23 protein-coding genes and 1 pseudogene are annotated in these 20,693 nt (G+C 74.6%); 13 read left to right on the forward strand and 11 right to left on the reverse strand.

The genetic code is table 11. The features are described 5' to 3' along the window. Positions 1 to 96: 96 nt before the first annotated feature. Positions 97 to 306: pseudogene (locus ACVJO7_RS27235) on the forward strand (IS256 family transposase); the annotation flags it as partial. A gap of 15 nt (positions 307 to 321) precedes the next feature. Here ACVJO7_RS27235 and ACVJO7_RS27240 read toward each other — a convergent pair. The 3 genes from ACVJO7_RS27240 to ACVJO7_RS27250 form a co-directional block, all read right to left on the reverse strand. Then, on the reverse strand, positions 322 to 1,005 hold the full coding sequence (locus tag ACVJO7_RS27240) for an SRPBCC domain-containing protein (protein ID WP_491675243.1): 684 nt from the start codon (positions 1,003 to 1,005) through the stop codon (positions 322 to 324). Next, a complete protein-coding gene (locus ACVJO7_RS27245; RefSeq protein WP_491675244.1) occupies positions 1,002 to 1,403 on the reverse strand; it encodes an ArsR/SmtB family transcription factor in 402 nt (133 codons plus the stop codon). The genes ACVJO7_RS27240 and ACVJO7_RS27245 overlap by 4 nt, the downstream gene beginning before the upstream one ends. Positions 1,404 to 1,493: 90 nt before the next feature. Beyond that, on the reverse strand, positions 1,494 to 1,673 hold the full coding sequence (locus ACVJO7_RS27250; RefSeq protein WP_491675245.1) for an AraC family transcriptional regulator: 180 nt from the start codon (positions 1,671 to 1,673) through the stop codon (positions 1,494 to 1,496). A 315-nt stretch (positions 1,674 to 1,988) separates the two neighbouring features. Here ACVJO7_RS27250 and ACVJO7_RS27255 point away from each other — a divergent pair, with 315 nt between their 5' ends. The 3 genes from ACVJO7_RS27255 to ACVJO7_RS27265 all read left to right on the forward strand — a co-directional run bounded on the left by ACVJO7_RS27255 (position 1,989) and on the right by ACVJO7_RS27265 (position 3,256). Next, positions 1,989 to 2,366: a hypothetical protein gene (locus tag ACVJO7_RS27255; protein WP_491675246.1), complete on the forward strand. Its 378-nt coding sequence runs from the start codon at positions 1,989 to 1,991 to the stop codon at positions 2,364 to 2,366. A gap of 153 nt (positions 2,367 to 2,519) precedes the next feature. Next, the gene (locus ACVJO7_RS27260) at positions 2,520 to 3,098 is read left to right on the forward strand and encodes a dienelactone hydrolase family protein (protein ID WP_491675247.1); all 579 of its coding nucleotides are present in this window, start codon (positions 2,520 to 2,522) and stop codon (positions 3,096 to 3,098) included. Then, positions 3,095 to 3,256: a hypothetical protein gene (locus tag ACVJO7_RS27265; RefSeq protein ID WP_491675248.1), complete on the forward strand. Its 162-nt coding sequence runs from the start codon at positions 3,095 to 3,097 to the stop codon at positions 3,254 to 3,256. The genes ACVJO7_RS27260 and ACVJO7_RS27265 overlap by 4 nt, the downstream gene beginning before the upstream one ends. Positions 3,257 to 3,427: 171 nt before the next feature. Here ACVJO7_RS27265 and ACVJO7_RS27270 read toward each other — a convergent pair whose 3' ends face one another. The 4 genes from ACVJO7_RS27270 to ACVJO7_RS27285 all read right to left on the reverse strand — a co-directional run bounded on the left by ACVJO7_RS27270 (position 3,428) and on the right by ACVJO7_RS27285 (position 7,203). Next, positions 3,428 to 3,664, reverse strand: coding sequence for a hypothetical protein (locus ACVJO7_RS27270; protein WP_491675249.1), 237 nt, complete (start codon positions 3,662 to 3,664; stop codon positions 3,428 to 3,430). Between the two features lie 69 nt (positions 3,665 to 3,733). After that, positions 3,734 to 3,952, reverse strand: a complete 219-nt coding sequence (locus ACVJO7_RS27275) for a helix-hairpin-helix domain-containing protein (protein ID WP_491675250.1) — start codon at positions 3,950 to 3,952, stop codon at positions 3,734 to 3,736. A gap of 291 nt (positions 3,953 to 4,243) precedes the next feature. Then, positions 4,244 to 5,662: an aldehyde dehydrogenase family protein gene (locus ACVJO7_RS27280; protein WP_491675251.1), complete on the reverse strand. Its 1,419-nt coding sequence runs from the start codon at positions 5,660 to 5,662 to the stop codon at positions 4,244 to 4,246. Continuing rightward, positions 5,659 to 7,203: a GMC family oxidoreductase gene (locus tag ACVJO7_RS27285; protein ID WP_491675252.1), complete on the reverse strand. Its 1,545-nt coding sequence runs from the start codon at positions 7,201 to 7,203 to the stop codon at positions 5,659 to 5,661. The genes ACVJO7_RS27280 and ACVJO7_RS27285 overlap by 4 nt, the downstream gene beginning before the upstream one ends. A gap of 617 nt (positions 7,204 to 7,820) precedes the next feature. Here ACVJO7_RS27285 and ACVJO7_RS27290 point away from each other — a divergent pair. The 8 genes from ACVJO7_RS27290 (at position 7,821) to ACVJO7_RS27325 (ending at position 16,402) form a co-directional block, all read left to right on the forward strand. Continuing rightward, positions 7,821 to 9,035 carry an MFS transporter gene (locus ACVJO7_RS27290; RefSeq protein WP_491675253.1) on the forward strand — a complete coding sequence of 405 codons (1,215 nt, stop codon included), beginning with the start codon at positions 7,821 to 7,823 and terminating at the stop codon, positions 9,033 to 9,035. Positions 9,036 to 9,053: 18 nt separating this feature from the next. Further along, a complete protein-coding gene (locus ACVJO7_RS27295) occupies positions 9,054 to 10,016 on the forward strand; it encodes an arsenic resistance protein (protein WP_491675254.1) in 963 nt (320 codons plus the stop codon). A gap of 122 nt (positions 10,017 to 10,138) precedes the next feature. Continuing rightward, on the forward strand, positions 10,139 to 11,380 hold the full coding sequence (locus ACVJO7_RS27300; RefSeq protein ID WP_491675255.1) for a cytochrome P450 family protein: 1,242 nt from the start codon (positions 10,139 to 10,141) through the stop codon (positions 11,378 to 11,380). Between the two features lie 31 nt (positions 11,381 to 11,411). Further along, the gene (locus ACVJO7_RS27305; RefSeq protein WP_344020087.1) at positions 11,412 to 12,680 is read left to right on the forward strand and encodes an alpha-hydroxy-acid oxidizing protein; all 1,269 of its coding nucleotides are present in this window, start codon (positions 11,412 to 11,414) and stop codon (positions 12,678 to 12,680) included. Positions 12,681 to 12,813: 133 nt separating this feature from the next. Beyond that, positions 12,814 to 13,980: an LLM class flavin-dependent oxidoreductase gene (locus ACVJO7_RS27310; RefSeq protein WP_491675256.1), complete on the forward strand. Its 1,167-nt coding sequence runs from the start codon at positions 12,814 to 12,816 to the stop codon at positions 13,978 to 13,980. Positions 13,981 to 14,077: 97 nt separating this feature from the next. Further along, the gene (locus ACVJO7_RS27315; RefSeq protein ID WP_344020083.1) at positions 14,078 to 15,745 is read left to right on the forward strand and encodes a sigma-54-dependent Fis family transcriptional regulator; all 1,668 of its coding nucleotides are present in this window, start codon (positions 14,078 to 14,080) and stop codon (positions 15,743 to 15,745) included. Positions 15,746 to 15,753: 8 nt separating this feature from the next. Next, entirely contained in the window at positions 15,754 to 16,059 is a 306-nt protein-coding gene (locus ACVJO7_RS27320) for a hypothetical protein (RefSeq protein WP_344020081.1), read from the forward strand. A gap of 139 nt (positions 16,060 to 16,198) precedes the next feature. Then, complete coding sequence (locus ACVJO7_RS27325; RefSeq protein WP_344020079.1) at positions 16,199 to 16,402, forward strand: cold-shock protein; 204 nt, start codon at positions 16,199 to 16,201, stop codon at positions 16,400 to 16,402. Positions 16,403 to 16,477: 75 nt separating this feature from the next. Here ACVJO7_RS27325 and ACVJO7_RS27330 read toward each other — a convergent pair whose 3' ends face one another. The 3 genes from ACVJO7_RS27330 to ACVJO7_RS27340 all read right to left on the reverse strand — a co-directional run bounded on the left by ACVJO7_RS27330 (position 16,478) and on the right by ACVJO7_RS27340 (position 19,185). After that, positions 16,478 to 17,122, reverse strand: a complete 645-nt coding sequence (locus ACVJO7_RS27330) for a TetR/AcrR family transcriptional regulator (RefSeq protein WP_344020077.1) — start codon at positions 17,120 to 17,122, stop codon at positions 16,478 to 16,480. A gap of 160 nt (positions 17,123 to 17,282) precedes the next feature. After that, positions 17,283 to 18,884, reverse strand: a complete 1,602-nt coding sequence (locus ACVJO7_RS27335; protein WP_491675257.1) for an alpha/beta hydrolase — start codon at positions 18,882 to 18,884, stop codon at positions 17,283 to 17,285. A 4-nt stretch (positions 18,885 to 18,888) separates the two neighbouring features. Next, complete coding sequence (locus ACVJO7_RS27340; protein ID WP_491675258.1) at positions 18,889 to 19,185, reverse strand: hypothetical protein; 297 nt, start codon at positions 19,183 to 19,185, stop codon at positions 18,889 to 18,891. 213 nt (positions 19,186 to 19,398) lie between these two features. On the opposite strand from ACVJO7_RS27340, the gene ACVJO7_RS27345 reads away from it, so the two are divergent. Beyond that, positions 19,399 to 19,845: an SRPBCC family protein gene (locus tag ACVJO7_RS27345; protein ID WP_491675259.1), complete on the forward strand. Its 447-nt coding sequence runs from the start codon at positions 19,399 to 19,401 to the stop codon at positions 19,843 to 19,845. Here the strand turns inward: ACVJO7_RS27345 and ACVJO7_RS27350 are convergent. After that, the gene (locus ACVJO7_RS27350; protein ID WP_491675260.1) at positions 19,842 to 20,603 is read right to left on the reverse strand and encodes an IclR family transcriptional regulator; all 762 of its coding nucleotides are present in this window, start codon (positions 20,601 to 20,603) and stop codon (positions 19,842 to 19,844) included. The two genes, ACVJO7_RS27345 and ACVJO7_RS27350, sit on opposite strands and share 4 nt — an antisense overlap. Positions 20,604 to 20,693 lie beyond the last annotated feature (90 nt).

Below are 20,693 nucleotides of genomic sequence, written 5' to 3' on the forward strand. Positions count from 1 at the left end.
GACCGCGGGAGATAACCACGTCCACCAGGCAAGATCCGGGACCTCACGTGCCCGTCGACGACGTCGCGGACGGCCGCCGAGCGACTCCAGATAACCATCGGGAGCGTCAACGCCCGGATCCGGCGGGCGATCAAGGCCCGTGGGCACCTCCCGACCGAGGCCGCCGCGCTGAAGTGCGTCTGCATGGCGATCATGAGCCTGGACCCGAGCGGAGCCGGGCAGAAGCGGTGGGCGATCCGCTGGAAGCCCGCCCTCAACGCCTTCGACATGGCCTTCGACGGACGACTGTCCGCCGGACGCCGATAGCTCGACCAACCTCAGTTACACGGGAAGGTCGACAGTCCCGCGGGTCGGCGCGTTCGGGTCGGGCAGGTAGAAGGCGGTGGTGGCCCCGACCGCGGCCGCGACCTGGTCCGGATCGCCGCCACCGGCCAGATGGGCCTCGCCCCAGGCCGCGGCGCTGCGCCGGCTGAACTCGCGTCCGTCGGGCGACGCCTGGAACTCCTCGTGGTCGAGGGTCCCGGCGCCGCCCAGGAGCGTCGCGAGGGCGAGCAGGTGCAGGTCCCAGCCGACGCCGCCGGCGCCGGGGCCGTAGGTGGGGAACATGGGCTCCCCGACGGCCGCGGCGTGGACCAGCTCGAACGCGGTGCCGCCGGCCGGGCCGGGGGACAGGCGCACCTCGACCTCGCTGGTCCCTGGCCACTCGTCGGCCTCGGGGTCGAACATCCAGGACACCCGCAGCAGGTGCGGCGGCTCGCAGCGGAGGATGGCGCCGTGTTCGCCGCCGTCCAGCGCGAACGTCCCGCCGGGGCGGAGATCGCCGGAGACCGGTCCCAGCCAGCGGCTGAGCCGCTCGGGGCTGGTGAGGGCGTCCCAGACGTCGTCGGGATGCGCGTCGTAGTGACGCCTCAGCTCGATGGTGTAGGCGTCGCCGGCGGGCAGCTCCGCCCTCCCCATCGTGCGGCGTGTGGCGGCCAGTTCGTCGAGTACGTCCTTCATCGTCATGTCCCCTTCGCTGATGGATCGGCGGCCGCATCACCGGGCCCGGCCGGTGGGGCGGGCCCGTCGCCCGCCGGGCGCCGGGCTGCACGCCGGCCCCGGGCCAGCTCGGTTCCCAGGGCGTCCAGGCGTTGGTCCCACAATCGGCGGAACCGGTCCAGCCACGCGTCGATCTCGCTCAGCGGCGCGGACTCGACGGCGTAGAACCGGCGGGTGCCGGCGGCCCGCACGGACGTGAACCCGGCGTCACGCAGCACGCGCAGATGCTGGGAGACGGCCGGCTGGGAGATCCCGAACTCGGCCCGGATCGCCTCCGTGATCGCGCCGGAGGTCCGCTCGCCGTCGGCGAGGAGCTCCAGGATGCGTCGGCGCACCGGGTCGCCGAGAACGTCGAACGCGTGCACGCGCAGGAGAATGCCAAACGGAACTTATATAAGTCAACGCTGGCTGACTGCGGTGTCGTTCGGCGCCGGGGACGTACGGGCAGTCGTCGGTTACGCGTCCGGGGCGTCGGCCGCCCGCGCCCCGCCTCGCCGCCACTCGTTGGGCGTCGTGCCGTAGGCGGCCTTGAACAACCGGCCGAAGTGCGACGGGGCGACGGTTCCCCACCGGCTGCCGATCGTCGCGACGGCGAGATGGGCGAACCGCGGATCACACAGTTCTCGCCGGCACACGGGCTGTGGCTGCTGGACTCCAGCTGGGACCGGTGGGCGGCCTTCTTCGAGGACGCCGGCTACGTGGCCGTCACGCCCGGCCGGCTGGACGACCGGCGTCGGTCGCGGAGGCGCACGCGCATCCGGAGGTGTTCGCGGGCAAGAGCGTCGGCGACGGCGCCGGGTACCAGCAGATGATCATCGAGCTGGATCGCACGCCCGCGATCATCGGCCATACGTTCGGCGGGGTGCTCGGCAGATCGTCGCCGGGCGGGGGGTCCGTCGCCACCCTGCGCCATCGATCCGGCGCCGTCGCGCGGGGTCCTGCCGCTGCCGGTGGCCGCGCTGAAGGCCGCCTCTCCCGTGCTGGTCAACCCGGCCAACCGGCCCCGCGCCGTCACACTCACCTTCGACCAGTTCCGGTACGGCTTCGCCAACGCCGTCGGCGAGGAGGAGGCGCACGAGCTGTACGAGCAGTTCCATGTCGCCGGCTCGGGCATCCCGCTGTTCCAGGCCGCGTTCGCGAACCTCAACCCGGCCACCGAGGTCAAGGCCGAGAAGACCGGCGCCGATCGCGGCCCGATGCTCGTCGTCTCCGGCGAGCTCGACCACCAGGCCCGCACGCCATCGCCTGGGCGACCTACAACGCGCAGAAGAAGAACGAACACTTCGTCACCGAGTTCGTCGAGATCCCGGGCCGTGGCCACTCGCTGACCATCGAGTCGGGCTGGCAGACCGTCGCACAGTCCTGCCTGGAGTTCGTCTCCCGGTTCGTGAAGTAGGAGGGGTCCCGCCGTCGGGCGAGCCCAGGACAACCACCATCCCGTCGTCGGGGACGGGCCGCACCTGGTCCGCTACCGTGCCCCGATGGCTCATGTCGTCGTGTTCCACCACGCCCAGGGGCTCACCGACGGCATCCGGTCGTTCGCCGACGAGCTGCGTGCCGACGGACACGACGTCACGGTGCCCGACCTCTACGACGGGGCGACGTTCGACAGCCTCGACGCCGGGGTGGCGCACGCCGGGCAGATCGGCTTCGGCACCCTCGTCGGACGCGGTCGCGACGCCGTCGACGGCGGTCCGGCCGAGGTCGTCTACCTCGGGTTCTCCCTCGGGGTGCTTCCGGCACAGATGCTGGCCCAGACCCGGCCCGGAGCGCAGGGGGCCCTGTTGTGCCATTCCTGCATCCCGACCGCCGAGTTCGACGTCCCGTGGCGGCAGGGCGTCCCGGTCCAGATTCACGCGATGGAGGGCGACGAGCTGTTCCGCTCCGAAGGCGACCTCGACGCGGCGCGCGACATCGTAGCGTCGAACGACGACGCCGAGCTGTTCCTGTATCCCGGCGACCGGCACCTGTTCACCGACAGCAGCCTGGCCGCCTACGACCACGACGCCGCGGCCCTGCTGAACCGGCGCGTCCGGGCCTTCCTCGCCGGCATCGGGTGAATCCCGTCCAGAGGCACCGGGACGTCGTCGAGAAGATCGCCTGGGGCGAGCGCGAGCTCTTCGAGTGCCGTCTGCCCGACGGGACCACGATGTTCGACGACGTCCTCGCCCGGACGTTCCACCGCCCGCGAGAGGTCATCCAGTTCTGGGCGAGGTGATCCAGGAGGCCCACCGCAGCGGGACGACGACCTGCATCGACCACGAGATGATCGAGCAGGTCGAGCACCGGTACTCGCACGAACGGCTGCAGGACACCGCCGCCGAGTTCCGGTTCTCCCATCCCGGACCCGCGTCGGTCTTCGAGATTCCGGGGCGGGCCGCAGCGGCTGTCACGCGAGGAGCTGAAGTACACCTGCCTCCGGATCGCCGACGGCGACGTCGGTGTCGACCGGCGTGCCGAGGCATGGGTCGAACGCTTCGACGAGCAGGGGATCGTGGAGGTCCTCCGGCACGTTGGCTTCCTGCAGGCCGGTGTGCGCCGCTCGGGCGCATCGAACCAGGAGTTCATCAGCAGGCCCACGTTCCCCCACGCGGGGGTGCGGCGCGCCGAGGAGTTCCGGATCCACCCGATGCTCGCCGCGTACCTCGGGCTCGCCGCGGACACCCCGCCGCTCTCGGGGGATGACGCGCCCCGCTCAGGGCGCCCGGAAGTCCAGCCCCCGCCCGGCGAGGGCCTCGGCGAGCACGGCGACCGCCTTCGGTCCCACGCCGTGGATCGCCAGCAGCTCCTCCCGCGAGTGACCGGCCACCAGCTGCAGGCTCGTGATGCCCTGCACGGCGAGCTCCCGCGCCGCGGTCCGGCCGATCCGGTCGGGCAGATCACCCACCGGGCGGACGTCAGGTGTGCCGGTCACGAGGTGCTCCCGCCTGCGCCGCCGGTCCCCGGCCGCACCGGCCGGTCCGTCCGTCGCTGTCCGCAGGGGATCGTCGCATCCGCACGGGATCCGAACCCGTGCGAACGCGCCGAACCCGTGCGGGCGTGGCAATCCCGTGCGAACGACGAAACCCGTGCGGACGCGCCGAACCCGTTGCGTACGCGCGCCGATCCGGTGCGCCGGCGACGGACCCGCGCCGACCCGGCACGGGGCCTGCGCCGACCGGGCACGGCGCCCGCGCTGATGCGGCACGGCGTCGGCGCCGGGCGCTCAGCCGACGGATCGGTGACCGCTGAAGAACGAGGCGCCCTGCCCGAGCCCCGCGATCCCGATGCCGCTCGAGCCCCACATGCTCCCCACCCGGGAGATGTCGGGCGGCCCGGCGAGCACCGCGTTCAGCGTCACCAGCCCGGCGCGCACGCGGCGCCCGACCGCCCGGGCGGCGTCCCGGTCGTCGCCGAAGACGTAGCCGCTCAGGCCGTACGGGTGGTCGTTTGCGATCCGGACCGCCTCGTCGACGTCGCGGTAGGTCCGCACCACGAGCACCGGCCCGAACACCTCCTCGGTCAGCTCCGGCGCGTCGTCGGCGAGCACGACGGCGGCCGCCGCGAAGTGCCCGCCCGCCTCCGGGAGGGCGCCGTAGCGCCGCACCTCGCAGCCGCGGGTGGCGAACGCGTCGAGCTGCTCCTCGACCCGGCGGCGGTGCGACTCGTGGCCGAGCGGGCCCAGCACGGTCGCCGGGTCGGTGGTCGGGCCGATCGGCAGCTCGTCGAGGGCGGCCGCGAGCGCGGCGAGATTGTCGTCGAGCCGGGACTGCGGGACGACGAGCCGGCGCGGCCCGGCACACCACTGGCCGTTCAGCAGCAGCATGCCCGGCACGACGTGCTCGACGACGGTGGCCGGCTGCGCGTCGGGCAGCGCGACGACCGGGTTGTTGCCGGACAGTTCCAGATCGGCCGGGGTGAAGTTCCGGGCGCACGCCTGCCCGACGGCCCGCCCGCCCTCGACGCCGCCGGTGTAGGAGACGGCGGCGATCCGCACGTCCTCGACGATCGAGGCGCCGACCACGCGGTCGCCGTGCACGATCTGCACGACCCCCGCCGGCAGCGTGGCGAGCACCGCCTCGGCGAACGGACCGGAGAAGTGCGGCGCCCACTCCGAGGGCTTGAGCACGACCGGGCAGCCGGCGACCAGCGCCTCGGCGATCTTCAGGATCGCGGTGGCGGTCGGCGCGTTCCACGGCAGGAAGATCGCCGCCGGCCCCCACGGCAGCTGCCAGCGGTCCCAGCCACCGGCCGAGGACGTCAGCTCGACGTGCCCGAAACCATCCTCGATCCGGCTCGCGGCGGACTCCAGCAGGCCGGTCACCGCACCGATGAACAGCGGCGTGACCGCCTGCGGCACCCCGGTGTCCAGGCTGTCGGCGAGTCCCAGATCGGGGGCCCGCGCGGCGAGCTCGGCCTGCAGGGCGCGTACCGCGTCGGCGCGCTCCTTGCGGGGCAGCTCCGACCAGGCGCCGTCGGTGTGCACGGCCCACGCCGTCGCGATCGCCTCCTCGACGCGCTCCGGCGTGCTGGCCCGCTGCGGGTACAGCGACGCGCCGGTGTCCGGGTCAGTGAGGACGGGCGTCAGCTCCACCCCGGGCACCGCGATCGTGCCGCCGACGAGCTCGCGGACGGTGCCGGTCATGCGGCGCTCCCGTGGCGGATCGAGTCGGCGATCTTCTCGCCGACGAGGACGGCGGTCAGGTGCGTGTTGGCCCGGGTCACCCAGGGGAAGATCGACGCGTCGGCGACCCGCAGGCCGTCGACGCCGAGCACCCGGCCGTCCGGGTCGACGACGACGTCCGGATCGTCCGGGGCGCCCATCCGGCAGGAGCCGGACGCGTGCACGGTGTCGGTCACGTTGGCGAGCGCGAACCGGGCGAACTCGGCGTCGGACATGACCGTGTCGGGTGCGACGAGCTCGGTCCCGAGCGCGATGAAGCCGGCGATCTTCTGCAGCTCCGGCTGGGCGGCGATGGTCCGCAGCTCGTCGACGACGGCCCGGAACCGGCGCAGGTCGTCCGGATCGGACAGCATGTCGAGAGCGACCGCCGGGTCGAGCGCCGGATCGGTGCCGGTGATCCGCACGCGGCCGGTCGAGGTGACCCGGTTCGCCCAGCCGAGGATCCCGGCCATCGGGAGCCCGATGCCGAGCGCGCCCGGCGTGGCCAGCATGGCGTCGTTGGGCTCGTCGCCGATCCCGGTGGTGAACCGCACGCAGAGCTGGCCGCGCTCGGGCAGGCCCCGGTAGTCGGCCTCCTCGTTCAGCCCGAGCGCCAGCGTGATGCCGGGATGGTCCTGCAGGCCGTGCCCGACCGGGAGGTCCGCGACGACGTCGATGCCCAGTTCCCGCAGCTCCGCCGCCGGTCCGATGCCGGAGCGCTGCAGGATCGCGGGGGAGTGGATCGCCCCGGCGGACAGCACGACCTCGGCGGCCCGGAACTCGGTCGGCTCGCCGCCGACGATCGCGCGCACGCCGACGGCGCGACCGCCGTCGAACAGCACCCGGTCGACCAGCGCGTCGCCCAGGACGTGCAGGCCGGGCCGGTCGCGGGCCGGTTCGAGGTACCCGTCGTTGGTCGAGACGCGCTCGGTGCCGAAGCTGTTGTAGGCGTACGGGGACACGCCGGTCGAGCCGGGGGCGTTGTGGTCCGGCGCCCACGGGTGACCGAGCCGCTCGGTGATCCGGTCGACGGCGGCCTCCACGGTGGCGAGGTTCTCCCGCTTCGGCCGGACGACCGGGATCGGCCCGTCGCCGCCGTGGTAGCGCTCGCCGGCGAAGTCCTGGTCGTTCTCCAGCCGGTTGAGCAGCGGGAGGACGTCGTCGTAGCCCCAGCCGGTGGCGCCGTGCGCGGCCCAGCCGTCGAAGTCCTCTACGGTGCCGCGGATCGCGAACAGGCCGTTGACCGCGGAGCTCCCGCCCACCCCGCGCCCCCGGATGTAGGGCCGCGGTTCCTGCGCCGACGACCGGGTGGCCGTCAGGTCCGGGAAGGTGTGGGTGGCCGCCAGCTGGACCGTCAGCCCGATCTTGCCCGGTTCGACGCTGCGCAGCTCCGCCGACGCCTCGGCCGACCGGTAGTCCGGGCCCGCCTCCAGCAGCAGCACCCGCCGGTCGGGGTCCTCGGTGAGTCGTGCTGCGACCGCCGCTCCGGCGGATCCCGCTCCGACGACGATGATGTCGTCCATCTGTCGCTCCTCTGTCGAGCTCGTTGCTCGGCGACAGCAGACAGGATGCCGCTACGGCACGGTCAAGCTCCGCCGCACCGGGATCGACGTCACCAACACCGGCGACGTCCCGCTGACCGTCTCCGATGCGGCCCTCACCCTGCCCGACGGCTGTGGGGCGTCCGGCATTCACGGGTTCATTCCCGGTGCCCATTCACTGCATTCCGGAGCGGGCCTTCGACCCACCGCTCCACCTGCCCCGCCGAACGCAGGCGGACGACGGTGAGCGACGGCAGGCCCCGCGCCGCCCGGGACCTGGTCGGTGTAATTCCCCCGGGTCGAGACGGCCCAGCGGAGAATGTGCTCGGAATCGGTGAACAGCGCCCGCAGCGGTAGCTCGACATTCCCGTTCCACAACACGGTGCGGCGCCGGCGGGTCCGGCGACGGCCACCCGGCGCGGGCGGTGCGGCAGCGTCGCGTCGTACCCGAGCGCCCGCGGAGCCTATCGGCCGCCACTCCGCGACCGCCGAGATGCAGCACACGGGGCGCCGAGGCGCGGAACGGCGCTGAGCCGCATCTCGGCGCGGGATCGGCGCCGGTCGTGCGGTCCGTGCGCTGCCCGGGCATCGTGGCCCGGATGGACGGGCTGTCCCGGCGCGGGCGACGACGCGTGCTGCTGGTCCTGTGCGTCACCGAGATCACCAGCTGGGGGGTGCTGTATTACGCCTTCCCGGTGCTCGCACCGTCGATCGCCGCGGACACCGGCTGGTCGGTCCCGGCGGTCACCGCGGCGTTCTCCGCCGGCCTGCTCGTGTCGGCGGCGGTCGGGATCCCGGTCGGGCGGCTGCTGGACCGGCACGGCCCCCGCTGGGTGATGACCGCCGGCTCGGTCGTCGGCGTCCCCGCGGTGGCGCTGATCGCCACCGCCGGGTCGTACCCGGCCTTCGTCGCGGCCTGGCTGCTCGCCGGGATCGCCCAGGCCGCGACGCTCTACCCGCCCGCGTTCGCGGCGCTGACCCGCTGGTGGGGCCCGGACCGGGTGCGTGCGCTGACCGGGCTCACCCTGGTCGCCGGGCTGGCCAGCACCGTGTTCGCCCCGCTGTCCGCGGCGCTGCTGGAGCCGTTCGGCTGGCGCGGCAGCTACCTGGTGCTGGCCGCGATCCTGGCCGCGGTGTGCGTCCCGGCGCACCTGTTCGGGCTGCGCGGGCAGTGGCCCGATCCGGTCGCCGATCCCGCGCCGCCCGGCGCCGCCGTCGCCCCGCCCGACGACGACCCGTCCCGGATCCTGCGCAGCAGGGCGTTCGTGCTGACCACGGTCACGGTGACGCTCGGCGCCTTCACCTCGTTCGCGGTCGCGGTCAACCAGGTCCCGCTGCTGCTCGACCGCGACCTGTCCACCGGGCTCGCGGCCTGGGCGCTGGGCCTCGGCGGCCTGGGGCAGGTGCTGGGCCGCCTCGGCTACCCGCTGCTGGCGCGGCACAGTGGCGTCCGCGGCCGGACGTCCTGGCTGATGGCCGTGCTGGCCGCGACCACCGTTCTGCTCGCCGCCCTGCCCGGCCCGGCCTGGGCGCTCGTCGCCGCGGCGGTGCTCGCCGGTGCCGCCCGCGGGATGTTCACCCTGCTGCAGGCCACCGCGCTGGCCGACCGCTGGCACCCGCGGGTCTACGGCCGGCTCAACGGGATCGCGTCGGCGCCGGTGATGGTCGCCGTCGCGGTCTCGCCGTGGGCCGGCTCGGCGCTCGCCGGACCGCTCGGCGGTTACCCTCAGGTCTTCGTGCTGCTCGGCGCCGCCGCCCTGCTCGCCGCCGGACTGGCCCTCGGGACCGTCCCGCAGCGCCACCCGCCCCGCTGACCAGAGGAGTAGCAACCGGTGTCACTCGCCGAGCGGCTGCAGAGCGTGCTGGTCACGCTCGCCGCGCTGGCCGGGCTCGGGCTGGGCCTGCTGCTCCCGGTCGGCGACGTCGCCGGGCACGTCGTGCTGCCCGCGCTGCTGGTCATGGTCACCGCCGTCTTCGTGCAGATGGACGCCGGCCACGTCGGGGAGGTGCGCCGGGCCAGATCGGTGGTCGCGGTCAGCCTGCTGCTCAACTTCGTGGTCACCCCGCTGCTGGCCTGGGCGCTCGGCGCCGGGCTGCTCGGGGACCAGCCGGACCTGCGGATCGGCCTGCTGCTGCTCCTGGTGACCCCGTGCACCGACTGGTACCTGATCTTCACCGCGATGGCCCGCGGGCACACCGGGATCGCCGCGGCGCTGCTCCCGGTGAACCTGGTGCTGCAGCTCGCGCTGCTGCCGGTGTACGTGCTGCTGCTCGGCGGGCAGGCGGCGATGGTCGACGCCGGCACGCTGGCCGAGTCGGTGCTGCTGGTGCTCGTCGTCCCGCTGCTGCTGGCGACCGGACTGCGGGTGCTCGCCACCCGCCGCCGGGGCGCCGCCTGGCGGGACCGGGTGGTGGTCGCGCCGGCGTCCCGGCTGGTGCTGCCGATGCTGTACCTGGCGGTGCTGGCGATGTTCGCCTGGCAGGCGCGCACCGTCGTCGCGCACGCCGGCGACCTGCTCGCCCTGCTCGCGCCGCTGGCGGTCTTCTTCATGCTGCTGCCGCTGCTCGCGACCGGCGCCGCCCGGCTGCTGCGGCTGCCCGCCGACCAGCGGGTCACCCTCACGATGGTGACCACCGCGCGGAACTCGCCGATCGCGCTGGCGGTCGCGGTCGCCGCGTTCCCGGACCGGCCGCTGATCGCGGTCGCGCTCGTCGTCGGGCCGCTGCTGGAGCTGCCGGTGCTGGCGCTGATCGCCCAGCTGGTCCGGGTGCGCCCGGCCGCCGTCGGTCGCTGAACCCCCGCACGGCCCGCGCCGGACCCGCGCGCCGAACCCGGAGGACGCGCGCCGCGCGCTGTGCCACGCTCGGGGGTGCGGCCCGCGCCGGCGGTCCGCCGCGACAGCCGGGGGGGACCGAGATGACACACGCCACCGAGACCGACGCCGGCGAGCCGCTGGTGCTCGACGAGACCTTCTTCGAGGACCCGGACCGGCTCTACCGCGAGCTGCGCGCCGAGCGGCCGGTCGCCCGGGCGGTCGGCCCGAACGGCCTGCCGTTCTGGATGATCACCCGCTACGCCGACGCCCGGGCCGCGCTCAACGATCCGCGGCTGGCCAAGGACGCCCGCCGGATCCCCGAGCTGCTGAGCCGCCAGGAGTCCGGCCCGCCCGCCCGGGCGATCGCCGAGTCGCTGGTCGGGCACATGCTCAACGCCGACCCGCCGGACCACACCCGGCTGCGCCGGCTGGTCGGCCGGGCGTTCACCGGGCGCGCGATCGCCCGGCTGCGGCCGCGGATCGAGCAGATCGCCGCCGGGCTCGCCGACTCGATGGCGGCCGCCGGCCCCGAGGTCGACCTGCTCGACGAGTTCGCCTATCCGCTGCCGATGACCGTCATCTGCGAGATCCTCGGCGTCCCCGAGGACCGCCGGGACGAGTTCCGCGGCTGGTCGAACACCCTGCTCTCCGACGCCGGGGACGACGAGCGCGCCGCCGCGGGCGCGGCGACCGCCGCCTACCTCGCCGAGCTGGTCGCGGACAAGGCGGCGCACCCCGCCGACGACATGCTGTCGGAGATCGTCCGCGCCGCCGAGGACGGCGACTCGCTGAGCCCCGGCGAGACCACGGCGATGGCGTTCCTGCTGCTGGTCGCCGGGCACGAGACGACGGTCAACCTGATCGGCAACGGGGTGCTCGCGCTGCTGCGCGCCCCGGACCAGCTGGCCCTGCTGCGGGCCGAGCCGGACCGGGTGCCCGCCGCCGTCGAGGAGCTGCTGCGCTACGACGGGCCGGTCAACCTGGCGACCTTCCGGTTCACCACCGAGCCGGTCGAGTACTCCGGCACGACGATCCCGGCGGAGGCGTTCGTGCTCGTCTCGCTGATCGGGGCGAACCGCGACCCGGACCGCTGGCCGGACGCCGACCGGCTCGACGTCGGCCGCGACCCGTCCGGCCACCTGGCCTTCGGCTTCGGCATCCACCACTGCCTCGGCGCACCGCTGGCCCGGCTGGAGGGCGAGATCGCGTTCCGCACCCTGCTGTCCCGCTTCCCGGATCTCGCGCCGGCCGGCACACCCGGCCCGCACCGGATCAGCACGCTCATCCACGGCCGCACCCGGCTCCCGGTCCGGCTCGGCGCCCCGGCCGCCGCCGGACCGTAACGTGGGCGTCCGGATCAGCGGGAGGGGCCACATGGCGGAGCAGGCACCGGGACGGGCGCGGCAGGAACGGATCTACTCCGACGGCGTCGTCGGCATCCGGTCCCGCGTCCCCACCGGCCCGGACGAGCTGGAACGCCGCGGCCGGCGGGCGATGAGCCGGCGCGCCGACGCCTACGTCACCGGCGGCGCGGGTGGCGGCACGACGGTGCGCGCGAACCGGGAGGCGTTCACCCGCCGGGAGATCGTGCCGCGGGTGCTGCGCGACGTCGGCGACCGGGACCTGTCGGTCGAGCTGTTCGGCCGCACGCTGCCCGCCCCGCTGCTGCTCGCCCCGATCGGCGCGCTCGACCTGGTCCGGCGCGGCGCCGACCGGGCGGTCGCCGCGGGCGCGGCCGCCGCGGGCGTCCCGATGGTGATCAGCAACCAGGCCGGGACGCCGACCGAGGAGATCGTCCGGGCCGGCGGCGGCCCCACCTGGTTCCAGCTGTACTGGTCGACCTCCGACGAGCTCGTCGACAGCTTCCTGGGCCGGGCCGAGGCGGCCGGCTGCGAGGCCGTCGTCGTCACCCTGGACACCACGATGCTCGGCTGGCGGCCGCGCGATCTCGACCTGGGGCACCTGCCGTTCGCCCGCGGGATCGGCATCGCCCAGTACACCTCCGATCCGGTGTTCCGCGGGCTGGTGCAGGAGCGGCTGTCGAGGCCCCGGTCCGGGCCGGCGCCGAAGGTCACCCCGCAGGCCGTGCGGACGCTCCTCGAGATCACCCGCAACGCGCCCGGCCGGTTCTGGGAGAACCTGCGCTCACCGGTCCCGCGGGCGGCGGTCGAGACGTTCCTGCAGGTCTACTCGCGGCCCCGGCTGTCCTGGGACGACCTGGCCGGGCTGCGCGCACGCACCCGGCTGCCGATCCTGGTCAAGGGCGTCCTGCACCCCGACGACGCCCGCCGCGCACTCGACTCCGGCGCCGACGGGGTGATCGTGTCCAACCACGGCGGGCGGCAGGTCGATCACGCGATCGCCTCGCTGGACGCGCTGCCCGGCGTCGTCGGCGCGGTCGCGGACCGCGCGCCGGTGCTGCTCGACAGCGGGGTGCGGACCGGCGCGGACGTCGCGACCGCGGTGCGGCTCGGCGCCCGCGCGGTGCTGCTCGGGCGGCCGTTCGTGCACGGCCTGGCACTCGACGGCGCCCGCGGCGTCGCGCAGGTGATCGCGAACGTGGTCGCCGAGCTGGACCTGGTGTGCGGGCTCGCCGGTGCGACGACGCCGGCCGGGATCGAGATCCGCGAGCGCGGCAGGTGACGGCGGCGTCCCGCGCCGTCGCCCCGGTGTCAACTTTTCGTACACCTCGGCGGGAGTGACCGGGGTCATCCTGAGGCTCCGGACAGCGCGGTCGGGATCACGGCCGCACCCGAGAGCTCCTCAGGAGGACCCCGTGACCCGAATCCGATTCGGCTCGTTCCTGGCCCCGTTCCACCAGCCCGGTCAGAACCCGACGCTCGCCCTGCAGCGCGATCTCGAGCTGGTCGAGCACCTGGACCGGCTCGGCTACGACGAGGCGTGGTTCGGCGAGCACCACTCGGCCGGCTCGGAGATCATCGCGTCGCCGGAGATCTTCATCGCGGCCGCCGCCGAGCGGACCCGCAACATCAGGCTGGGCACCGGCGTCACCTCGATCTCATACCACAACCCGCTCTGGGTGGCCGACCGCATGGTGATGCTCGACCACCTCACCCGCGGCCGCGCGATGCTCGGCTGCGGGCCCGGCTCGCTGCCCACCGACTCGGCGATGATCGGGCTGAACCCGACCGACACCCGCGAGCTGCTCGAGGTGAACCTCGACATCATCATGCGGCTGCTGCGCGGCGAGGTCGTCAACGCCGAGACCCGCACGCACACGCTGATCGACGCCCAGCTGCAGCTCGCCCCCTACACCCAGCCGTGCTTCGACGTCGCGGTCGCGGCGGTCGCCTCGCCGACCGGCCCGCGGATGGCCGGGCAGCACGGCGTCGGGCTGCTCTCGATCGGTGCGACCCTCACCCAGGACGGCTTCGACGCGCTCGCCCACCACTGGAGCGTGGTGGAGGAGCGGGCCGCGCACTTCGGGCAGCCGGCCCCGGACCGGTCGAAGTGGCGCCTGGTCGGGCTGATGCACATCGCCGAGACCCGCGAGCAGGCCTACCGGGAGGTCGAGTACGGGATCGAGCACTGGTTCCGGTACTTCCAGAAGGTCGCCGCGTTCCCGCAGATGGCGGTGGAGGGCGGCGACATCAAGGAGATGATCGACTTCATCAACGAGGCCGGGATCGGTGCGATCGGCACGGTCGAGGACGCGAAGGCGCAGGTGCAGAAGCTCGTCGACCAGTCCGGCGGCTTCGGGGCCTTCCTGCTGCTGGGTCACGAGTGGGCGAACCCGGAGGCCACCAAGCGGTCCTACGAGCTGATCGCCCAGCACGTGATGCCGGAGTTCCAGGGCCAGGCCGCCGGCACCCTCGCCGCGAAGGACCGGGCCACCTCGACGCGTGAGCAGCACGCGAAGACCCAGCTCGACGCCGTCGACATCATGACCAAGCGCTACGAGCAGGAGAAGGCCGGGAGCTGACCGGCCTCCCCGCGCCGGGGCCGGGCCCTCCGCCGAGGGGCCCGGCCCTGGCGTCCCGGCGGTGTACGGGTGAGGATCAGCGGTGAAGGGAGGGTCGATGACGACCAGGAGCGTCTGGGAGCTGTTCCAGTCCGGCGAGGAACCGCGGGAGCTGCGCGGCGACCTCCTCACGTCCTGGCGCCGCTCCCGGTTCAGCGGCGTCGATCCGGAGTACGTCGACGTCCCCTACGTCGAGACCGACGCGGACTCGCCGTTCGCCCGGGTCGCCGTCCCGATCATGACCGGGATGGCCGGGCTGCTGGTCGGTGACCGGTCCTGCCTGGCGTTGTCCGACGAGCACGGCAGCGTGATCTGGCGCTGGGTGTCCGAGCCGATGCTGCGCGGCACGCTCGACGAGCTGTCGGTGATCGAGGGCTTCTGCTTCGGCGAGGAGTACGTCGGCACCAACGGCCTCGGCACCGCGCTGGAGACCGGCACGCTCGCCGTCGTGCACGGCACCGAGCACTACGTGCAGCGCTTCCACGACGTCACGTGCGTCGCCGCCCCGGTCCGGCACCCGGTCACCCGGCGCACCGTCGGCGCGGTCAACGTGACCTGCCGGGCGGGCGACGCGAACCACCTGCTCGCCGTGGTGGTGCGCAAGCTGGTCGAGGAGATCCGGGCCGCCCTGCTCGACCAGGCGAGCGTCCGCGAGCGGCTGCTGCTCGACGCCTTCCTGGCCGAGCAGCGCCGGGGGAGCGGCCCGGTCGCGGTGGTCGGCGACGGCGTCCTGATCACCAACTCGGAGGCGGCCGACATCGGCCTGGACCGGCTCGACGTCTGGGACGAGCTCCGCTCACCGCACAGCGACGTGGTGGACGGGACCTCGATCGAGCTGCCCGCCGACCTCACCGCCCGGGTGCGCCTGGTGCGCTCCGGCGGCACCACGGCGGGCGCCCTGCTGACCGTGGCCGGCCGGGAGCCCGACGCCGCGGTCCCCGGGCCGCGCCGCCGCCCCGCACCGGAGGCCGATCCGTGGTCGGCCGCGGCCACCCGCGCCGCCCGGCTGATCGGCACCGGCCCGGTCGTCGTGCGCGGCGGGAGCGGGACCGGGAAGGCGACCGTGCTGGCCGGCGCGCTCGGTCCGCACACCGTGCTGGACGCCGCCACGCACGCCGTCGACGGGACGGCGGCCTGGATCGGGCGGCTGCGGGCCGCGCTCGCCGACGGCGCGGTGCTGCTGCGGCACGTCGAGCTGCTCGACGAGGCCGCGGCACGCGTGGTCGCCGCGGTGCTCGCCGGCCGGTCACCGGTCGGACTGACCGCCACCGTCGCCGACGGTGAGCCGCCCGGCCCGGCCGCGGCCCTGCTGCTCGACGCGATCGGCGCGGGCACCGTCACGCTGCCGTCGCTGCGCAGCAGGCCCGACGACATCGCCGTACTGGCCCGCACGCTGCTGCGCCGGCACGGCGAGGGCCTGTCGTTCGCGCCGGACGCGCTCGCCGCGCTGCGCCGGCACGACTGGCCCGGCAACCTCGCCGAGCTCGCCAGGGCGGTCCGGGACGCCGTCGCCGAGGATCCCGGGCCGGTGCTGCCCGCCGCCGCGCTGCCGGACGGGATCCGCGCCGCCGCCGCCCGCCGCGCGCTGACCCCGCTCGAACGGGCCGAGGCGCAGGTGATCCGCACCGTGCTCGGTGCGCACGGGGGCAACAAGTCGACCGCCGCCCGCGAGCTGGGGATCTCCCGGACCGCGCTCTACGCCAAGATCCGCAGCTACCGCCTCTGAGGAGTCCCGTGTTCGTAGAAGTCACCGAGTCCGACGTCCGGCTGGCCGAGCCGGAGGTGTTCACCGCCTTCCACGTGGTCCGGCCGGCCGGAATGAGCCCGGACGCGCTGGCCGCGGCGCTGGCCGGGCACGAGGTGGGACGGCCCGACGGCGACGACGTCCTGGTCCGGGTCGACGCGGTCCGCAGGATGGCCGAGGGCCGGGTCGGCGCGGACTGGGCGGAGGGCTTCGCCGGGATGCTGGCCTACGCCGACCGGAAGGGCTGGCTGACCGACGACGGTGCGATGGTGCGCGCGCACGTGGAGATCGGCTGACATCCAGGTCAAGATCAGGACGAAGCGGACATCGCTCCGCGACGCGCCCGAGTTTGATGCTCTCGCCCGGTGCCCCTCGGGCGTGTTGGCGGCTAGGGTCCACCTCGTAGGTACCGGCAAGACGCGAGGAGACATCCGGATGCCACAGGGAACCGTCAAGTGGTTCAACGCGGAGAAGGGGTACGGGTTCATCACGCCGGACGGAGGCGGGCAGGACCTGTTCGTCCACTTCAGCGCGATCCAGTCCTCCGGATACCGCACCCTCGACGAGGGGCAGGCCGTGACCTTCGAGGTCACGCAGGGGCAGAAGGGTCCGCAGGCGGACCAGGTCGTGCCCACCTGAGCGGGAGAACCTCCCACCGACGGAAACGCCCGGGGTGCATCGCGCACCCCGGGCGTTCCCGTGTCGGAGGATCGGTCAGTCGGCGAGCCGGGTCTCGAGCCCGGCGATGAACAGCTCGGTCCGGCGCAGCGTCCAGCTGCGGGGCGGGTCGTCGATCTGGTCGCGGAAGACCGCGCGGATCTGCGGGTCGAACGGCTGCGTCGACTCGATCACCTGGTCGCGGCGCCGCACGTCGCCCACGCCCTGACCGTTCGCGCTGAGCCAGGGGTGCATGCCCATCTGGAACACGGTGCTGGCGGCCAGCACCGCGTCCTCCGCGCTGAGCCCGGCGGCGAGCAGCCGGTCGGTGAGCCGCTGCATCACCGACATCAGCGCCTCGGGCGCCTCGGGCAGCCGGACCATCGCCGGTGCGAGGCCGGGATGCGCGGCCATGATGTCGAAGGTCGCCGCGGCGAACGCGAGCAGCTGCTCCTGCCAGCGGCCCTCCGCGTCCGGGAAGACGTCCTCGGTCACGACGTCGTCGACCAGCGCGGCCACCAGCGACTCCAGGCTGGGGAAGTGCCGGTAGAACGTGGAGTACTTGACGCCGACCCGGGCGGTCACCGCGCCGACCGTCAGGTCGGAGAAGCCGAGCTCACGGGCGGCTGCGAGCAGCGTGGCCCGGTCGGTCAACGGGGGGCGTCCGGTGCGCCGCGCCGGTCTGCTCTCGGTCTCGGTCACGTCCGCATGCTACTGCCCGTGCCCGGTCCGGTGGGAGGGTAGTCGCCGTCTATCTGACGACTATCTGTGACCTGCGCCATTACTGGTTCCTTGAGCGGTCGCTCATTCGGCCGGACGGACGGATCGGCGTCCCTGAGAGCGCCGTGTCGATCACTCAGCGTCATCCCCTCGCAGTGCCCGCGACGATCCGCCCGATGGTGCGCAGAGCCGGCGTCCCCGGATCCCAGTAGGCGCTGTGCGCGGACGCCCATTCCGACTCGTCGGTCGGTGTCGCGGGGTCGTCGTGCAGGCTCCGGCCCAGCGGCCCCGGTACCGACTCGAAGACCGTCGCGCCGAAGCCGGGGCCGGCCGGGTCCGCGCCGTGCACCGGCCCGGTCGGTCCGAACCCGCGCGAGGTGCCGAACAGCTCGGGGCCGGGAGCCAGCCGGATCGGGTCGTTGGCCGCGGTCGTCGCCCAGACCCGGCCGTCCGGCACCCCGAGCTCGCCGGCCTTCCCGGCCCCGACCCCGGGGCTGCCGACGAACACCACGTCGTCCACCGCGATCCCGGGCCCGGCGGCCCGGCCCAGCACCAGCGAGCCGTACGAGTGCCCGACGGCGGTCAGGTGCACCGGCCCGTCGTGCCCGGAGCGCAGCCCCTCCTGGAACCGGCGCAGGTCCGCGGCGGCCCGGCCGGCCTCCCGCGGGTCGGTGGCGGCCATCAGGTCGGCCGGGGTGCGGTAGCCGGTCCACAGCACCGCGGCCACCTCGCCGTCCGGTCCGGCGGCGCGGGCCGCGTCCCGGGTGGCGTCGATCCGGCGCAGGTCCTCCCCGGCAGAGGCCCAGCCCGCCCCGGTGCCCGGCACGTGCGTGACGACGTGCGCGGCCCGCTCCGGGTCGCCGACGGCCAGCACCACCTGCCCGTTCCCGGTGCCGCCTGCGAGATCGAGGAGCAGCGCGTCGCCCGCGGCCAGCCTGTGGTGCACCGCCGCCAGCCCGGCCAGGTCGGCCTCCGCGCGGGCCGCCCCGCGGTCGTCGCCGAGCAGCCGCAGCCGGTCGGCGTGCGCCCGGAGCCTGCTGCGCTCGGCGTCCAGCCGGATCCGGTTGGCCCGGTCCCGGGCCGCCGGGGGGATCCCGTCGGTGCCGCCGACCAGCTCCGGCCGGGTCCGGGTGAGCCGGTCGCGCTCGCCGTCGGGCAGGCCGGTCCACCAGGCGCGGGCGGCACCCACCCCGGCGGGTGCGACGGCCGGTGCGCCGCCGGGCGCCGGGCGCAGCGCGTGCAGCGCGGCGTTGGCGACGGCGTCCGAGCGGGCCGCGTCGGCCAGCGCCGCCCGCACCGCGGCGCCGAACCGCAGGCTGTCCACCATGAGCAGCCCGGCCGTCGCGGCCACCCCGGCCGGCAGCGCGGTCGCGGCACCGCGCACCACCGACGGCACCGAGACCGTGCCGGAGCCGAGATCGACGTCGAGCAGCGGATGCACCGCCAGCGCGGCCACCACGATCCGGCGCTGCGCGGCGAGCACCTCGCCGGCGTGCCTGCCCAGCACGTCGCCGGCCCGGGTGGCGACCGCGGAGCCGGCGACCAGCCTGCTGCGCAGCGCGTCCTGCTGCTCGCGGGCGCGATCGGCGTCCGCGCCGGCCCAGCGGCCGGGCAGCGCGGCGGTCCCGGCCCGGCCGAGGTCGTCGGCGTGGGCCGCGAGCCGGTCGGCGAGCGCGTCCCAGGAGCGGCTGCGGCGCAGCCAGGCACCGGGATCGGCGGCCAGCAGTTCGGTGAGCGTCGGCACCGGATCAGCCGGCGAACGACGCGGCGGCGGACTCGTCGGCCTCGCGCCAGCCCGCGGCGGCGGCGCGCACCGCCCCGGCGGTGTGCCGGGCCCGCTCGGCGTGCCCGCGGACGGCGTCGAGCAGGTCGGCCTCCAGCTCGGCGGCCGCGGTGCCGGAGCCGAAACCGGGATCCGCCGGCAGCGCGGGCACCGCGTCGGCGGCGTCGGCCAGCGCATCGGCGAGCACGGTCAGCCGCTCCGCGGAGGCGATCAGCAGGTCGGGCTCGACGCACACCGTCCCGGTCGTGACGGTCGGGTCCATCGGTACCACCGGTCGGCCTCCCGGGCGCGGCGCGGGCGTCCGGTACGACCCGCTGAGGTTCCGCAGTGTGCGCCGGACGGCCCCGTCGGCGCGGCGGAACGCCGGAACCGGGTCGCGCCCGCGATCGCCGAGCAGGCACCGGGCGGCACTCTCGATCAAGGTTCCGCGACGTGAGACCATCTTTGCCGTCCGAGTCGGGGTGAGAGGAGCGACGTGGTCGGCTTCCAGCGGGTGATGACGGTGTCCACCCCAGCCGGTGCCGTGCTCGGTTACCTGGCCGATCTCGGGCACAGCGAGACCTGGAACCCCGGTACCAAGACGTGCACCCGGTCCGACGACGGCGGCCCGATCGACGTCGGGTCCACCTGGCAGGCGGTCGCGGTGTACAACGGCCGGGAGACCGAGCTGACCTACACGCTGGCCGGCCGCAGCGACTCCCGGCTGGAGTTCGTCGGGGAGAACAGCACGGTCACCGCGACCGTGGACATCGTCGCGGAGCCCACCGATCCGGCACCGGACGGCGGCAGCGTCGTCACCTACACGGCGGACCTGCGCTTCAAGGGCCTGCTCAAGCTGGCCGTGCCGTTCCTGCGCCGGGAGTTCGAGCGGCTCGGCGACGAGATCGAACGCAATCTCCCGACGGTGCTCGAGCGGCTCTAGACCGGCTCCCAGAAGCCCATCCGGCGGCTGATCTCGCGCCCGGCGGCGACCACCTCCGGGGTGATCTCCTCGATCCGCTCGACCGGGAGCCGGTACGACGGCCCGGACACCGACAGCGCCGCCACGACGCTCCCGCTGTGGTCGCGCACCGGCGCGGCGACCGCGTTCAAACCGGTCTCCAGCTCCTCCAGCGACCATGCGTAGCCGGCCGCGGCGACCTCGGCGAGCTCCCGGGACAGCGCGTTCCGGTCGGCCGGCCGGACCTCCTCGGGCAGCGCCCTCGGGTCGTCGGCGACGGCGGCCGCGAGCAGCACCTTGCCGCTGGAGGTGTTGTGCATCGGGGTGATCCGGCCGAGCCAGTTGTAGGTCGTGACCATCGCCGGGCCGCGCGCCTGGTCGACGTTGACCGCGAAGCCGCGGTCCGGGATCGCGATGTTCACCGTCTCGCCGAGCCGGGCCGCCAGCTCGTCGCACACCGGGCGGCCCTGGGTGGTGACCTCCAGCCGTTCGGCGACCCGGCCGGCCAGCGGGATCAGGCCGAAGCCAAGGCGGTACTTGCCGCGGTCCCCGATCTGCTCGACCAGGCCGTGCTCCTCCAGCGCCCCGAGCAGCCGGAACGCCGTTGACTTGTGCACCTCGAGCGCAGCGGCGAGCTCGCTGACCCCGGCCTCGCCGAGCCCGGCGATGAGCTCCAGGACGGTGATCGCGCGGTCGACGGACTGCACCCCGGACTCGCGACTCCGCACCGGGTTGCCCATGGCGCAACCCTAACTGCGCGGCCGCCGGGATGCCTGCCCGGACGGTCCGGGAAAGCGTGACCCCCACCCGCCCGGTGAGGATGTCATCCG

The organism is Pseudonocardia sp. DxW (assembly GCF_058448985.1).

Bases quoted from the DNA above. Each gene is read 5' to 3' on its own strand.
- ACVJO7_RS27325 (WP_344020079.1), top strand. From the start codon at position 16,199: ATGCCACAGGGAACCGTCAAGTGGTTCAACGCGGAGAAGGGGTACGGG.
- ACVJO7_RS27280 (WP_491675251.1), bottom strand. From the start codon at position 5,662: ATGACCGGCACCGTCCGCGAGCTCGTCGGCGGCACGATCGCGGTGCCC.
- ACVJO7_RS27350 (WP_491675260.1), bottom strand. From the start codon at position 20,603: ATGGGCAACCCGGTGCGGAGTCGCGAGTCCGGGGTGCAGTCCGTCGAC.
- ACVJO7_RS27285 (WP_491675252.1), bottom strand. From the start codon at position 7,203: ATGGACGACATCATCGTCGTCGGAGCGGGATCCGCCGGAGCGGCGGTC.
- ACVJO7_RS27290 (WP_491675253.1), top strand. From the start codon at position 7,821: ATGGACGGGCTGTCCCGGCGCGGGCGACGACGCGTGCTGCTGGTCCTG.
- ACVJO7_RS27340 (WP_491675258.1), bottom strand. From the start codon at position 19,185: ATGGACCCGACCGTCACGACCGGGACGGTGTGCGTCGAGCCCGACCTG.
- ACVJO7_RS27315 (WP_344020083.1), top strand. From the start codon at position 14,078: ATGACGACCAGGAGCGTCTGGGAGCTGTTCCAGTCCGGCGAGGAACCG.
- ACVJO7_RS27240 (WP_491675243.1), bottom strand. From the start codon at position 1,005: ATGACGATGAAGGACGTACTCGACGAACTGGCCGCCACACGCCGCACG.
- ACVJO7_RS27260 (WP_491675247.1), top strand. From the start codon at position 2,520: ATGGCTCATGTCGTCGTGTTCCACCACGCCCAGGGGCTCACCGACGGC.
- ACVJO7_RS27305 (WP_344020087.1), top strand. From the start codon at position 11,412: ATGGCGGAGCAGGCACCGGGACGGGCGCGGCAGGAACGGATCTACTCC.
- ACVJO7_RS27300 (WP_491675255.1), top strand. From the start codon at position 10,139: ATGACACACGCCACCGAGACCGACGCCGGCGAGCCGCTGGTGCTCGAC.